This window comes from Micromonospora sp. NPDC005206, assembly GCF_040608175.1.
GTDB lineage: Bacteria > Actinomycetota > Actinomycetes > Mycobacteriales > Micromonosporaceae > Micromonospora.
This window is the reverse complement of record NZ_JBEXHU010000019.1, coordinates 13,361-27,137: the sequence shown is the minus strand read 5'-3', so window position 1 is coordinate 27,137 and position 13,777 is coordinate 13,361. Positions and strand designations below refer to the sequence as shown.

Annotated in this window: 13 protein-coding genes and 2 tRNA genes; 11 read left to right on the top strand and 4 right to left on the bottom strand. The window is 69.2% G+C overall.

All coding sequences use genetic code 11. The features are described from left to right. The first annotated feature begins 472 nt into the window (after positions 1-472). From dnaN to ABZU69_RS26810, 4 genes are read left to right on the top strand one after another with little or no spacing between them, the layout of a single operon-like run. Positions 473-1,606: a DNA polymerase III subunit beta gene (gene dnaN, locus ABZU69_RS26825; protein ID WP_354967092.1), complete on the top strand. Its 1,134-nt coding sequence runs from the start codon at positions 473-475 to the stop codon at positions 1,604-1,606. A 40-nt stretch (positions 1,607-1,646) separates the two neighbouring features. Beyond that, complete coding sequence (gnd, locus tag ABZU69_RS26820; protein WP_354967091.1) at positions 1,647-2,519, top strand: phosphogluconate dehydrogenase (NAD(+)-dependent, decarboxylating); 873 nt, start codon at positions 1,647-1,649, stop codon at positions 2,517-2,519. A 16-nt stretch (positions 2,520-2,535) separates the two neighbouring features. Further along, positions 2,536-3,669: a DNA replication/repair protein RecF gene (gene recF, locus ABZU69_RS26815; RefSeq protein ID WP_354967090.1), complete on the top strand. Its 1,134-nt coding sequence runs from the start codon at positions 2,536-2,538 to the stop codon at positions 3,667-3,669. Beyond that, positions 3,659-4,300 carry a DciA family protein gene (locus tag ABZU69_RS26810; protein ID WP_354967089.1) on the top strand — a complete coding sequence of 214 codons (642 nt, stop codon included), beginning with the start codon at positions 3,659-3,661 and terminating at the stop codon, positions 4,298-4,300. The genes recF and ABZU69_RS26810 overlap by 11 nt, the downstream gene beginning before the upstream one ends. 9 nt (positions 4,301-4,309) lie before the next feature. Here the strand turns inward: ABZU69_RS26810 and ABZU69_RS26805 are convergent, their stop codons facing one another. Next, positions 4,310-4,537 carry a hypothetical protein gene (locus ABZU69_RS26805; RefSeq protein WP_354967088.1) on the bottom strand — a complete coding sequence of 76 codons (228 nt, stop codon included), beginning with the start codon at positions 4,535-4,537 and terminating at the stop codon, positions 4,310-4,312. Positions 4,538-4,659: 122 nt separating this feature from the next. Here ABZU69_RS26805 and ABZU69_RS26800 point away from each other — a divergent pair, with 122 nt between their 5' ends. Continuing rightward, positions 4,660-5,163: a MarR family transcriptional regulator gene (locus tag ABZU69_RS26800; RefSeq protein ID WP_354967087.1), complete on the top strand. Its 504-nt coding sequence runs from the start codon at positions 4,660-4,662 to the stop codon at positions 5,161-5,163. On the opposite strand, the gene ABZU69_RS26795 is transcribed toward ABZU69_RS26800, so the two are convergent. Then, a complete protein-coding gene (locus ABZU69_RS26795; protein ID WP_354967086.1) occupies positions 5,148-5,702 on the bottom strand; it encodes a hypothetical protein in 555 nt (184 codons plus the stop codon). The genes ABZU69_RS26800 and ABZU69_RS26795 overlap by 16 nt on opposite strands. Positions 5,703-6,224: 522 nt before the next feature. Here ABZU69_RS26795 and gyrB point away from each other — a divergent pair. The 6 genes from gyrB to ABZU69_RS26765 all read left to right on the top strand — a co-directional run bounded on the left by gyrB (position 6,225) and on the right by ABZU69_RS26765 (position 12,258). Next, positions 6,225-8,171, top strand: a complete 1,947-nt coding sequence (gene gyrB, locus ABZU69_RS26790) for a DNA topoisomerase (ATP-hydrolyzing) subunit B (RefSeq protein ID WP_354967085.1) — start codon at positions 6,225-6,227, stop codon at positions 8,169-8,171. 130 nt (positions 8,172-8,301) lie between these two features. After that, the gene (gene gyrA / locus ABZU69_RS26785) at positions 8,302-10,824 is read left to right on the top strand and encodes a DNA gyrase subunit A (protein WP_354967084.1); all 2,523 of its coding nucleotides are present in this window, start codon (positions 8,302-8,304) and stop codon (positions 10,822-10,824) included. A gap of 4 nt (positions 10,825-10,828) precedes the next feature. Beyond that, the gene (locus ABZU69_RS26780; RefSeq protein ID WP_354967083.1) at positions 10,829-11,740 is read left to right on the top strand and encodes a DUF3566 domain-containing protein; all 912 of its coding nucleotides are present in this window, start codon (positions 10,829-10,831) and stop codon (positions 11,738-11,740) included. Between the two features lie 151 nt (positions 11,741-11,891). Further along, a tRNA-Ile gene (locus ABZU69_RS26775) sits at positions 11,892-11,965 on the top strand. Between the two features lie 43 nt (positions 11,966-12,008). Then, positions 12,009-12,137, top strand: a complete 129-nt coding sequence (locus ABZU69_RS26770; protein WP_208869723.1) for a DLW-39 family protein — start codon at positions 12,009-12,011, stop codon at positions 12,135-12,137. 45 nt (positions 12,138-12,182) lie between these two features. Further along, positions 12,183-12,258, top strand: a tRNA-Ala gene (locus tag ABZU69_RS26765). A gap of 94 nt (positions 12,259-12,352) precedes the next feature. Here ABZU69_RS26765 and ABZU69_RS26760 read toward each other — a convergent pair. Continuing rightward, on the bottom strand, positions 12,353-13,561 hold the full coding sequence (locus ABZU69_RS26760; RefSeq protein WP_354967082.1) for a site-specific integrase: 1,209 nt from the start codon (positions 13,559-13,561) through the stop codon (positions 12,353-12,355). 1 nt (position 13,562) lies between these two features. Further along, positions 13,563-13,760, bottom strand: a complete 198-nt coding sequence (locus ABZU69_RS26755) for a helix-turn-helix domain-containing protein (protein ID WP_354967081.1) — start codon at positions 13,758-13,760, stop codon at positions 13,563-13,565. Between the last annotated feature and the right edge of the window lie 17 nt (positions 13,761-13,777).

The following is a 13,777-nucleotide window of genomic DNA, read 5'->3' as shown; positions in this document are numbered from 1 at the left end:
TTGAAGGTTCTGGGGATGACGCCATTGGTGATCTTCATGGCGATCCACAGGCTTGGGGAGAAAGTCGGTGGATTACCGGTGGACAACCGGTGGACAACGGTGGACAACCGTCCGGCGCGGCCGGGCTGTGGACACGCAAGGCGGTTGTACCCCCGGTTCTCCACAGCCAAATCACCGGTGGATAACCTGTCTGAGCTGCGTGGACCCGAGTTCTCCACAGTTTGCACAGGTGCGATGAAGACGATGAGTTATCTCTTCTAAGAGAACAAAAACCAATCATCACCGTTGGACTTTCTGTGGATCGGGCCGAAGCTGCCGGACCAGCCGGTCAGCATCGACACGATCCACGGGGCCGGGCGCACAGCCGATGCCCCCGCGCCCTAAAGTGCGATGGGTACCCGCACGGTTGGGCGGGACGGTAGGCAGCGGTCGGCATGAGAGAGTTGTCGCTGACGTCGACGCGGAGGCATTGATGAAGTTCCGAGTAGAGCGCGACGCGCTCGCCGAGGCCGTGGCCTGGACCGCAAAGAGCCTGCCGAGCCGTCCGTCGGTGCCGGTGCTGGCCGGGGTGATGCTCCGAGTCACCGACGGCAACCTGCGGGTCTCCGGGTTCGACTACGAGGTCTCCAGCCAGGTCACCGTCGAGGTGCAGGGCGACGCCGACGGCGCCGCCCTGGTCTCCGGTCGCCTGCTCGCCGAGATCACCAAGGCGCTGCCAGCCAAGCCGGTGGACATCGCCGCCGTCGGCGCCCACCTCGAGCTGGTCTGCGGCAGCGCCCGGTTCACCCTGCCGACCATGCCGGTGGAGGACTACCCCGCGCTGCCCGAGATGCCGCAGAGCGCCGGCACGGTCGACGCCGCCACGTTCGCCACCGCAGTTTCCCAGGTGGCCATCGCCGCTGGCCGCGACGAGACGCTGCCGATGATGACCGGTGTCCGCGTCGAGCTCTCCGGCAGCACCCTGTCGATGCTCGCCACCGACCGCTACCGGCTGGCGCTGCGCGAGATCCAGTGGCGGCCGGACGACCCCGAGGTGAGCATCAACGCCCTCGTGCCGGCCCGCACCCTGAACGACACCGCCAAGGCGCTCGGCCCGCTGGGCGGCGAGGTCACCCTCGCCCTCGCCCAGGGCGCGGCGGGCGAGGGCATGGTCGGCCTCGCCGGTGGCACCCGGCGTACGACCAGCCGGCTGCTCGACGGGGCCAACTACCCGCCGGTGCGCTCGCTCTTCCCGGCCGCCCACAACGCCGAGGCCCGGGTGCCGGTCAGCACCCTGATCGAGGTGGTCAAGCGGGTCGCGCTTGTCGCCGAGCGCACCACGCCGGTGTTGCTCAGCTTCAGCGCCGACGGGCTGGTGGTCGAGGCCGGCGGCTCGGAGGAGGCGCGGGCCAGCGAGGCGATGGAGGCCACCTTCACCGGGGACGCGTTGACCATCGGGTTCAACCCGCAGTACCTCATCGACGGCCTGGCCAACCTGGGCTCCCAGACCGCCGTGCTCTCGTTCGTCGACGCCTTCAAGCCCGCGGTGATCTCACCCGCCGGCGAGGATGGCGAGGCCATTCCGGGGTACCGGTACCTCATCATGCCGATCCGCGTGTCCCGCTGATCGCGCGCACCGATACCCAGATCCACGGAGGTAGGAACACATGCAGCTCGGCCTGGTAGGACTCGGCCGGATGGGCGGCAACATGCGGGAGCGGTTGCGGGCAGCCGGCCACGAGGTGGTCGGCTTCGACCACAACGCCCAGTTGAGTGACGTCCCGACCCTCGCCGGGCTGGCTGAGAAGCTCGAGTCGCCCCGCGCGGTTTGGGTCATGGTGCCCGCGGGCGTCACCGACGCGACCATCGACGAGCTCGCCGCGGTGCTCGGCGAGGGCGACATCATCATCGACGGCGGCAACTCCCGGTTCAGCGACGACGCCCCCCGGGCCGAGCGGCTCAACGAGCGCGGCATCGGCTACCTGGACGTCGGTGTCTCCGGCGGCGTGTGGGGCCGGCAGAACGGCTACGCGCTGATGGTCGGCGGTGCCCAGGAGCACGTCGGCCGGCTGATGCCGATCTTCGAGGCGCTCAAGCCCGAGGGCGAGTTCGGCTTCGTGCACGCCGGGCCGGTCGGCGCCGGGCACTACTCCAAGATGGTGCACAACGGCATCGAGTACGGCCTGATGCACGCCTACGCCGAGGGCTACGAGCTGCTTGCCGCCTCCGAGCTGGTGACCAACGTGCCGGGGGTGTTCAAGTCCTGGCGGGAGGGCACCGTGGTCCGCTCCTGGCTGCTCGACCTGTTGGACCGGGCGCTCGACGAGGACCCGGAGCTGGCCGAGCTGAGCGGTTACACCGAGGACACCGGCGAGGGTCGGTGGACGGTCGACGAGGCGGTCCGGCTGGCCGTGCCGCTGAACGTCATCACCGCCTCGCTGTTCGCCCGGTTCGCCTCCCGGCAGGACGACTCGCCCGCCATGAAGGCCGTCGCCGCGCTGCGCCAGCAGTTCGGTGGCCACGCCGTCCGCAAGCGCTGAGCGGTATCCACACCCTGTGTATGTCCACCGGCTGGAACTGGTCGACTTCCGCTCGTACGAGCGGGTCGCCGTCGACCTCCAGCCGGGGGCGAACGTCCTGATCGGCGCCAACGGCGTTGGCAAGACGAACCTCGTCGAGGCGCTGGGCTACGTGGCGACCCTGGATTCGCACCGGGTCGCCACGGACGCGCCACTGGTCCGGATGGGCGCCTCCTCGGCGGTGATCCGCTGCGCGGTGGTGCACGACGGCCGTGAGCTCCTGGTCGAGCTGGAGATCGTGCCCGGCAAGGCCAACCGGGCCCGACTGGGCCGCTCCCCGGCGCGACGGGCCCGGGACGTGCTGGGCGCGCTGCGACTGGTGCTCTTCGCGCCGGAGGATCTGGAGCTGGTCCGGGGCGACCCGGCCGAGCGCCGCCGCTACCTGGACGACCTGCTGGTCAACCGGCAGCCCCGGTACGCCGGCGTGCGGGCCGACTACGAGCGGGTGGTCAAGCAGCGCAACGCTCTGCTGCGGACCGCGTACCTGGCCCGCAAGACCGGCGGGTCCCGGGGCGGCGACCTCGGCACCCTCGCCGTCTGGGACACCCACCTCGCGCAGCACGGCGCTGAGCTGTTGGCCGGCCGGCTGGAGCTGGTCGCCGCGCTCACGCCGCACGTTTCCAAGGCTTACGACGCGGTGGCCGCCGGGCGCGGTGCCGCGGGCATCGCCTACCGGCCCTCGATCGAGCTGGCCGAGCCGACCACCGATCGTGGCGTGTTGGCCGCCGCGCTGACCGCCGCGCTCGCCGCGTCCCGCTCCGCCGAGATCGAACGGGGCACCACCCTGGTCGGCCCGCACCGCGACGAGCTGGCGCTGAGCCTCGGTCCGCTGCCCGCCAAGGGGTACGCCAGCCATGGCGAGTCCTGGTCGTTCGCGCTCGCGCTGCGACTGGCCGGGTACGACCTGCTGCGCGCCGACGGCATCGAGCCGGTGCTGGTGCTCGACGACGTCTTCGCCGAGCTGGACACCGGTCGCCGGGAGCGGCTGGCGGAACTGGTCGGCGGCGCGAGCCAACTACTGGTCACCTGCGCGGTGGACGACGACGTGCCGGCCGCTCTGCGCGGCGTCCGCTACCAGGTCGGCGAGGGGACGGTACGCCGTGTCGGATGAGCCAGGGCCCGCCCGTCCCGACGCTGGCGGCGATGACCGGCGGGCCGGCGACGCCGCGTCGGCGCGTACCCCGGGGTCGAAGGCGACCGGGGGTGGCGACGGCGGTGGGCAGCCGGACGCCGCCACCGGGCCGGAGCTGGCCCGGGCGGTGCTCGACGCGGCGTTGTCCCGGCGGCAGGCGGCGGCCCGCGCCCGGCGTACCCCAGGGGGTGGCGGGGGTGGCGACGGCGGCTCCGGGCGGCGTCTGCGCGGCTACTCCGGCCCGGGCCCCGACCCGCGCGACCCGCAGCCGCTCAGCGTGGTGCTGAACCGGTTGGTGAAGGCGCGTGGCTGGCAGCAGCCGGCGGCCGAGGCCACGGTGTTCGGCGCCTGGGAGCGGGTGGTGGGCGCGGAGGTCGCCCAGCACAGCCGGCCGGTCAAGCTGGAGAACGGCGAGCTGACCGTGGAGGCCCGCTCGACCGCCTGGGCGACGCAGCTGCGGCTGCTCGCCGGTTCGCTGCTCAAGCAGATCGCCCGGGAGGTCGGCCACAACGTGGTGCGCAAGCTGCACATCCACGGCCCGGCCGCGCCGTCCTGGTCGAAGGGGCCGCGTCGGGTACGCGGCCGGGGGCCGCGGGACACCTACGGCTGAGCGAGCGCTTCAGTCGCGCCGGTGGGCCTCCTTGGCGGCCCGCTTCCGTTCGCGCTGTTCCCGGGTGTAGCGCTTGCGCTCCTCCAGGTCGCGCTTCCACATCTCGCGGGCCTCGGCGGAGCCGCCCTGCACCGCGCCCTGCACGCCCTCGGCGGGGCCGGTGAGGTTTCGGAAGGTCCAACGCATGAACCGGCCGCCCTCGCCCGCGGACCTGGTGGCCGCCTCGTCCTCGCTCATCTGCCGCCCTCTCCTGCGTGTGTGCCGTCGCTCCGCCCATCGCCCGGACGGATGATTGGCGCACCAATGGTTGGTGTACCAATCGCCTGTACGATAACCACCGTGCTTGGGGAGGGCAACCGATGAATGAACGACCGGACGGCGTCGACCCTCTGGCGCTGGAGCAACAGGTCTGCTTCGCCCTCTCGGTGGCGGCGCGCAGTGTCGTGGCCGTCTATCGGCCGCTACTGGAACCGATGGGCCTCACCCATCCGCAGTACCTGGTGATGCTGGCGCTCTGGCAGCACGCGCCGCTGTCCGGCCGTGACCTCAGCCGGCTGTTGCAGCTCGACCCGGGCACCCTGTCGCCGCTGCTCAAGCGGCTCGAAGCCGCCGGCTACCTACGCCGTGAACGGGACGCCGCCGACGAACGCAGCCTCGCCGTCACCCTGACCGACAGCGGCGCGGCGCTGCGCAGCCGGGCCGAGCTGATCCCGGCCGCGATCGTGCAGCGGCTCGGGCTGCCACTGGAGGACCTGCGACACCTGCACGTGGTGCTGACCCAGGTGATCGCCGCGGCCAACCGTCCCGGGGGCGACGACCAGATCGCCGCCGACCCCGGGCCGGCCGGTCAGGCGTCGGCGTAGACGGCGAAGCCGCGCTCGGCGCAGCGCCGGTAGAACGCTGCCAGCACACCCAGCTCGGCGCAGGTGAAGTTCCACTGCGGCGGGTCGCCGCTCTCGTCGCGCAGCGCGTCCAGCCGGCTCTCCAGCCAGCGCAGTTGTTGATCGGCCAGCCGTCCGTCGCCGAGCAGCGAGCGCAGCACCGTGCTCACCGACTCGAACGTGACGGCCTCGCCGTGCGCACGGTGGCCGGTGACGAATCGTTCGATGCCGCCGGCGATCCAGGCGCACCCGTCCGGGTCGATCACCGGGTCCTCGTCCTCGGCCGCGGCGTCTGTGGCGTACAACACACCTTCGAGGCCGAGCAGCAGATCCACCAGCTCGGTGTACGCGGTCGCCCGGACGGTGCCGGTCTTCGCGATCAGCTCGGCCAGCGCCGCCGTCGGAGCGGAGATTCGCGGCAGGTCGACGATCTCGCCGAAGTCGACGAACTCGGCCGGCGCGACCGGATCGTAGAAGCGGCCGGTCCGCGGCCAGTGCACCGCGACGTTGTCCAGCCCCATCTGTCACCTCTTAAAGAGCACGTGTCGGGTCGATCGGGTCGATCGTCCCGGTTCCGGCCGCTAAAGATCAAGCCCGCTTCCGGGGCGCCGCAAACGTACGGCACGGGCGGTCCGGCCGCGACCCCCGACCCGCCCGGCCGCGGGTCAACCCGTTCCGGGGCGGCGCGTCCGATCGGAGCATGGCGTGTGGGGGGAGTCGCGGGCAATGGGGTTCTGCCGGCTACGGACTTCTCAGCCGCCTCGGTGAGGGTGCCGAGTGGTGGTTCTGTCCTCCGCGCACAGTAGGATTGACGGTGAGACGAAGACCCGGTGCGGAGCGAGGGACGGGGCCGGTGGCCCCAGGATCATTCTCCACGTCGGGTCGAGCCGATCGCGATCCGCGGGCAACCGCGGCGACCGGCGCGTTCGACCCACTGTCCGGAAATATCCGGCACCGGTCCGCGCGCCGACGTCGCGTCCTGTCCGCCGAACCCGCGCCCGACGCGCCCTTCCGGCGCCGACGACGCGAGAAAGTGGCCGAGGGTGGCAGCGCAGGACAAGCAGGAGTATGGCGCAGAGTCGATCACCGTTCTCGAGGGGCTGGAGGCGGTTCGCAAGCGGCCCGGTATGTACATCGGGTCCACCGGCGAACGCGGTCTGCACCACCTCGTCTGGGAGGTCGTCGACAACGCGGTCGACGAGGCGCTGGCCGGATACTGCGACACCATCGACGTCGTGCTGCTCGCCGACGGCGGGGTCCAGGTCACTGACAACGGCCGTGGCTTCCCGGTCGACCTGCACCCGAAGCTCAAGAAGCCGGGCGTCGAGGTCGCACTGACCGTGCTGCACGCGGGCGGCAAGTTCGACGGCAAGGCGTACGCGGTCTCCGGTGGTCTGCACGGCGTCGGCGTGTCCGTCGTGAACGCGCTCTCCACCCGGATGGCCGTGGAGATCCACAAGTCCGGTTTCGTGTGGCGGCAGCAGTACAACAACTCCAAGCCCGGCCCACTGGACAAGGGTGAGACCACCGACCGCAGCGGCTCCACGGTCTCCTTCTGGCCCGACCCCGACGTCTTCGAGACCGTCGACTTCGACTTCCAGACCATCTACCGACGGCTCCAGGAGATGGCCTTCCTCAACCGTGCCCTCCGCATCCACCTGCTCGACGAGCGGGTGGCCGAGGAGGAGGACGGCCGCCAGCGTGAGGTGACCTTCCTATACGAGGGCGGCATCGCCGACTTCGTCCGGCACCTCAACGCCTCGAAGAACCCGATCCACAAGACCGTGGTCGAGTTCGGCGCCGAGGAGGAGGGCATGTCGCTCGAAATCGCCATGCAGTGGAACGAGTCGTACGGCGAGTCGGTCTACACCTTCGCCAACACGATCAACACGCACGAGGGCGGCACCCACGAGGAGGGCTTCCGGTCCGCGCTGACCAGCGTGGTCAACCGGTACGGCACCGACAAGAAGCTGCTCAAGGGTGACGAGAAGCTCTCCGGCGAGGACATTCGGGAGGGGCTCGCCGCGATCATCTCGGTCAAGCTGGCCAACCCGCAGTTCGAGGGCCAGACCAAGACCAAGCTCGGCAACACCCCGGTGAAGAGCTTCGTGCAGCGGGTCTGCAACGACCGGCTGGTCGACTGGTTCGACCGCAACCCGGCCGAGGCCAAGATGATCATTCAGAAGGCCTCCCAGGCTGCTCGTGCCCGGATCGCCGCGCAGCAGGCGCGCAAGCTGGCCCGCCGCAAGTCGCTGCTGGAGTCCGGCTCGATGCCGGGCAAGCTGGCCGACTGCCAGTCCACCGACCCGCGCGAGTCCGAGGTGTTCATCGTCGAGGGCGACTCGGCCGGTGGCTCGGCCAAGCAGGGCCGGGACCCGCGGACCCAGGCGATCCTGCCGATCCGCGGCAAGATCCTCAACGTGGAGAAGGCCCGGATCGACCGGGTGCTGAAGAACAACGAGGTCCAGGCGCTGATCACCGCGCTGGGCACCGGCATTCACGACGATTTCGACATGGAGAAGCTGCGCTACCACAAGGTGGTGCTGATGGCCGACGCGGACGTCGACGGCCAGCACATCCAGACGCTGCTGCTCACCCTGCTGTTCCGCTTCATGCGCCCGCTCGTCGAGATGGGCCACGTCTACCTGGCCGCCCCGCCGCTCTACAAGATCAAGTGGAACAAGAAGGGCGACGACGCGCAGTACGCCTACTCCGATCGTGAGCGGGACGGGCTGATCGCGCTGCGCCAGCAGAAGAAGCCGAACGCCAAGCCGGACGACATTCAGCGGTTCAAGGGCCTCGGCGAGATGAACTATCCCGAGCTGTGGGAAACCACGATGAACCCGGCAACGCGTACTCTGCGTCAGGTCACGCTCGACGACGCGGCGACCGCCGACGAGTTGTTCAGCGTGCTGATGGGTGAGGACGTCGAGGCGCGCCGGTCGTTCATCCAGCGCAACGCCAAGGACGTGCGGTTCCTGGACATCTGATGGAGCTCGGCAGGTCGGCCGGGGTGAACCCGACCGACCCGCCGATCCACAGAGTTATCCACAGCTTGGCCAGTATCCACAGCCGTTATCCACAGCACGAAAACGACTCTGAGTCTGATAAGGGTATACAGTGACCGATTCTCCCGAGTCCACACCGAACGAGCCTGAGGTCCCCGCCGAGGCCATCGCCGCCGTGGTCGCGCACGACCGGATCGAACCGGTCGGGCTCGAGGTGGAGATGCAGCGCTCCTACCTCGACTACGCGATGAGCGTCATCGTCGGTCGTGCGCTCCCGGACGTCCGGGACGGGCTCAAGCCGGTGCACCGCAAGATCCTCTACGCCATGTTCGACTCGGGCTACCGTCCGGACCGCGGCTACGTGAAGTGTTCCCGGGTCGTCGGCGACGTGATGGGCCAGTTCCACCCGCACGGCGACTCGGCGATCTACGACGCGCTGGTCCGGATGGCGCAGCCCTGGTCGCTGCGGTATCCGCTGGTCGACGGCAACGGCAACTTCGGCTCTCCGGGTAACGACCCGGCCGCCGCCATGCGATACACCGAGTGCAAGCTCGACCCGCTGGCCATGGAGATGCTGCGGGACATCGACGAGGACACGGTCGACCTGCAGGACAACTACGACGGCCGGGCCAAGGAGCCCACCATCCTGCCGTCGCGGATCCCCAACCTGCTGGTGAACGGCTCCGAGGGCATCGCGGTCGGCATGGCCACCAAGATCCCGCCGCACAACCTGCGGGAGATCGGCGCGGCGGTGCAGTGGTGCCTGGAGCACCCGGAGGAGGACGAGGAGACCACCCTCGAAGCCCTGCTCGGCATCGTCAAGGGTCCGGACTTCCCGACCCACGGCCTGATCGTCGGCACCACCGCGATCCAGGACGCGTACCGCACCGGTCGCGGCTCAATCCGGATGCGCGCGGTGGTGGAGGTCGAGGAAGACAAGCGGGGCCGGCCCTGCCTGGTCGTCAGCGAGCTGCCCTACCAGGTCAACCCGGACAATCTCGCCGAGCGGATCGCGGAGCTGATCAAGGAGGGCAAGCTCGCCGGGATCGCCGACATCCGCGACGAGTCCTCCGGTCGTACCGGCATGCGGATCGTGCTCGTGCTCAAGCGCGACGCGGTCGCCAAGGTCGTGCTGAACAACCTCTACAAGCACACCCAGCTCCAGGAGACCTTCGGCGCCAACATGCTGGCTCTGGTCGACGGGGTGCCGCGCACGCTCAACCTGGCCCAGTTCATCCGCTACTACGTCGAGCACCAGGTCGACGTGATCCGCCGGCGGACCGCGTTCCGGCTGCGCAAGGCCGAGGAGCGGGCGCACATCCTGCGTGGTCTGGGCAAGGCACTGGACGCGCTGGACGAGGTGATCGCCCTGATCCGGCGGTCGCCGACCGTGGACGACGCCCGGCAGGGCCTGATCCGGCTGCTGGAGATCGACGAGATCCAGGCGACCGCGATCCTGGACATGCAGCTGCGCCGGCTGGCCGCGCTGGAGCGGCAGCGGATCGTGGACGACCTGGCCAAGCTGGAAATCGAGATCGCCGAGTTCAAGGACATCCTCGCCAAGCCGGAGCGGCAGCGAAAGATCGTCTCGGAGGAGCTCGGCGAGATCGTCGCCAAGTGGGGCGACGACCGGCGTACGCAGATCATCCCGTTCGACGGCGAGGTCTCGATGGAGGACCTCATCGCCCGGGAGGACGTGGTCGTCACGATCACCCGGACCGGGTACGCCAAGCGGACCAAGGTCGATCTCTACCGCTCGCAGCGGCGGGGCGGCAAGGGCGTCAGCGGCGCCACGTTGCGGCAGGACGACATCGTCAGCCACTTTTTCGTATGCTCCACCCACGACTGGATCCTGTTCTTCACGAACAAGGGACGCGTCTACCGGGCGAAGGCGTACGAGTTGCCGGAGGCCAGTAGGGTAGCCAAGGGCCAGCACGTGGCCAACCTGCTCGCCTTCCTGCCGGACGAGCAGATCGCGCAGATCATCGAAATCCCGAACTACCAGGTAGCCCCCTATCTGGTACTGGCCACGAAGAACGGCCTGGTGAAGAAGACGCGGCTCGAGGAGTTCGACTCCAACCGTTCCGGCGGAATCATCGCGATCAACCTGCGCGATGAGGACGAGCTGGTCGGTGCTGCGCTGGTTGCGCCGGAGAACGACCTGCTGCTGGTCTCCAAGAAGGCGCAGGCGATCCGATTCAACGCCTCCGACGAGGCGCTGCGGCCGATGGGTCGCGCCACCTCCGGCGTGATCGGCATGCGCTTCACGGACGACGACGTCCTGCTCGCCATGGAGGTCGTTCGGGAGGGCCTGGACGTTCTGGTGGCCACGAACGGGGGATACGCGAAACGTACCCCGATCGAGGAATACCCGGTGCAGGGCCGGGGAGGTAAGGGCGTGTTGACTGCGAAGATCACCGAGCGGCGCGGTGGTCTGGTCGGCGCTGTGGTGATCGACCCGGACGACGAGCTGTTCGCGATCACCAGCAACGGTGGTGTCATCCGGACTCCGGTGAAGCCTGTACGCCGTACGCGTGACCGGAACACAATGGGGGTCAAGCTGATGGACCTCCCGGACGGCGTGACTATCGTGGCCATTGCTCGCAATGCCGACGAACCCGACGAACAGGACTAGTTGAATGACGGAGACACAGGCGAAGTCGGGGAACACGGGGACCTCGGCCAACCCGGTCGACGAGGAGGCCGCCAAGGGCGGCACACCAGCGACCGGCCGCGCGGCCGTGGGCCGGGCAACGGTCCCCGCCGACGCGCCTGCCCCGAAATTCACCCGGGCTCCCGGCATGACACCCCCGCCGGACCAGCCCGGTGAGGACGGTGGGTCGGGCGACAAGACCGAGGCGTCCGGCGTCGAGGCGCCGGCGTCCACCGACTCGCCTCCGGTGGCGGCGACCCCGGCCCGTCCCACGACCACCCAGCCGATCAGTGTCCGGCCCGGCGAGGCGGCATCCACCGGGGCTGCCGGGACCGCCGGCACCCAGCCCCGGATCACGCCCGGCATGACCCAGCCGCAGCCGGACGGGGGGCGTGCCACCGGCACCAGCCGCCCGGCCAGCGGCGGCGGTCTGCCGCCGGGAATCGGCAACGCCTCGGCGGTCGGGGCGGCCCGGGTCGGTGACGCGGTACGCGCAGCGCGTACCTCGGTCAGCTCGGCCGCGTCCCGCGGACCGCGCCGGGCCCGGCTGAACCTGAAGCGGATCGACCCCTGGTCCGTGATGAAGTTCGCGTTCGCCGTCTCGGTGGTGCTCTTCATCGTCGTGGTGGTCGCCACGTCGGTGCTCTACCTGGCGCTGGACGCGATGGGGGTGTTCCAGAGCGTCAACGACAGCCTGAGCGACCTGGTGAACGCCGGCGGGGGGCAGAGCACCAGCGGCTTCCAGATCACCGCCAAGGGCGTGATCCTCAGCTCGGCGCTGATCGGTCTGGTCAACGTGGTGCTCTTCACCGCGCTGGCCACGCTGGGAGCGTTCGTCTACAACGTCTGCGCCGACCTGGTTGGCGGGATCGAGTTGACCCTCGCCGAGCGGGACTGAGGCGATCGGGACGCCGGGGCACCGCGGAATGCGGTCGCTCCGGCGTCCCGTACCCAGGTAGGTTTTGCAGGTGTCAACGGCCCGGCTCGCGGGCCCGGACCCCGATTTGGGGCCGGCTGAGCGGATGGGTTAACCTTGCTCGTCGCAACACGGGGCTATAGCTCAGTCGGTTAGAGCGCAGAGCTGATAACTCTGAGGTCGCTGGTTCGATTCCAGCTAGCCCCACCGCACGTCGTCCGACGGTAGTCGAGCGCGAGGGGTGGCCCCAATGTTCAAGAAGCTGCTGATTCTGGCCGGCGTCGTCGGCGTGGCCGCCGTCGTGTTCAACAAGGTCAAGGCCTCGAACGACGAGCGCGCCCTGTGGCACGAGGCGACCACCGCGCCCGACCTGCGCTGACGTCCGGCGCAACGGCGAACGATCGGCGACGCCGCAGCCGCCCACGGGGCCCTAGCTCAACTGGCAGAGCACTGCCTTTGCAAGGCAGGGGTTAGGGGTTCGAGTCCCCTGGGCTCCACCACGCACAGCCTGTGAGCTGCGTCGGAGCTGAGTTCGAGATCATCGGGCACAGATCCGGCACAGACCAGGAATGATCTTTCACTCCGGTCGGGCATCTAGCGGCGGTTGGCCGCAGCCCGCAGGACATCGCCGATGACGCCGCGTCGCCGCTCTCGGCGAGGCCACCAATGGACGTAGGTTTCCAAGGTGATTCGTAGCGTCTGGTGACGGAGTAGCCGTTGCACGTCCTGTGGCTCGGCGTGATTGGTAATCAGCGTCGTGGCGAAGAAGTGCCGCAGCGCGTGAAATCCTCCCTGTTTCTTGGGCCATCCGGCTTTGTCCCGCCACTTGACCCACTCGTTCGACCAGGTCCGGTCTGTGAACGGATTCCCGCGCGTGGTCGTGAACAACAGCGGCACCGAGCGGCGGACCGGGTCGCCGGAGGTGATGTCCACCATTTCGACCTCGACTGGTGGGAAGTCGCGGACGTGAGTTTCGAGCGCTTCCCGCACCGCCTGGTCCAGGTCGAGGGTTCCCGACGAACCGGCTTTGGGCAGGCAGAGGTAGAAGCCGCCGTAGCCCTGCGGGGAGTAGCGGAGCTGCTGCGTGACGTGCAGCTCCTGGGCGCTCACGTCGATGCTCTTACCGTGCTCCATTCCCAGCATCTCGCCGAAGCGGCAACCTTGGCCAGCGCCGAGCCAGATCGCAGCCCGATACCGTGCGGGGACAGCGTCGAGTAGCGCCAGCACGTCGTGTTCTGTCGGTACCCACTTCGGCACGCGGGACAGGCCACGAAGGACCTTCACGAGCTTCACCCCGTCGCACGGGTTGTCGGGGATCACCTTGTCGGTGACAGCGGCAGCGAGGATCGCATCCAGCAGCTCGAAGTAGAGGCGCATCGACGATTTGGGGACGTCGTTGGCGAGCTGCGAGGTCAGCCACTCCAAGACGGTGGTCAGGGTGATCGAGCGAGGAGTCACCGGCCCGAACGCCGGGAACAGGTGACAACGCAAGTTCGACTCGACCCGTTTGCGGGTTTCCATTGCCCAGCCGATCTCACGCGACAGCCGCCAACGTTCGGCGTACTCCTCAAAGGTCACCAGACGCTGAGCGCGGTCCACCTTCGTGGCGTCGACGTCGCCGCTTCTTGCCTTGGCGTCGAAGTCCTTGGCATCGGTCTGCCGGTCGAACAGCCGCTCACGGGTTTCACCGGAGGCGTCCGAGTAGCGCACCCGCCAGCGTTTCCCACGGCCGTGCCGCTTCGATGGGAGGCGCTTGCGATCCGGCCCTACCGCCCTGAGGTACCACAGGTCATCGACAGCCATGTCAGGCCGCCTTCTGGTCGAGCCAGGTCCGCACGTCGGCGGGGTCGTAACGCAGATGACGGCCGACCCGGGAGGCACGCGGCCCAATCCGGCGGTAACGCCACTGGTAGAGAGTCGCCACCGGCACGCCCAGGTAGGTGGACACGTCCTCCACGGTCCACAGCGGGTCGATCAACCGGGGGGTTTTGGTTCCTTCCATGCTCACTGCTCTCCTGT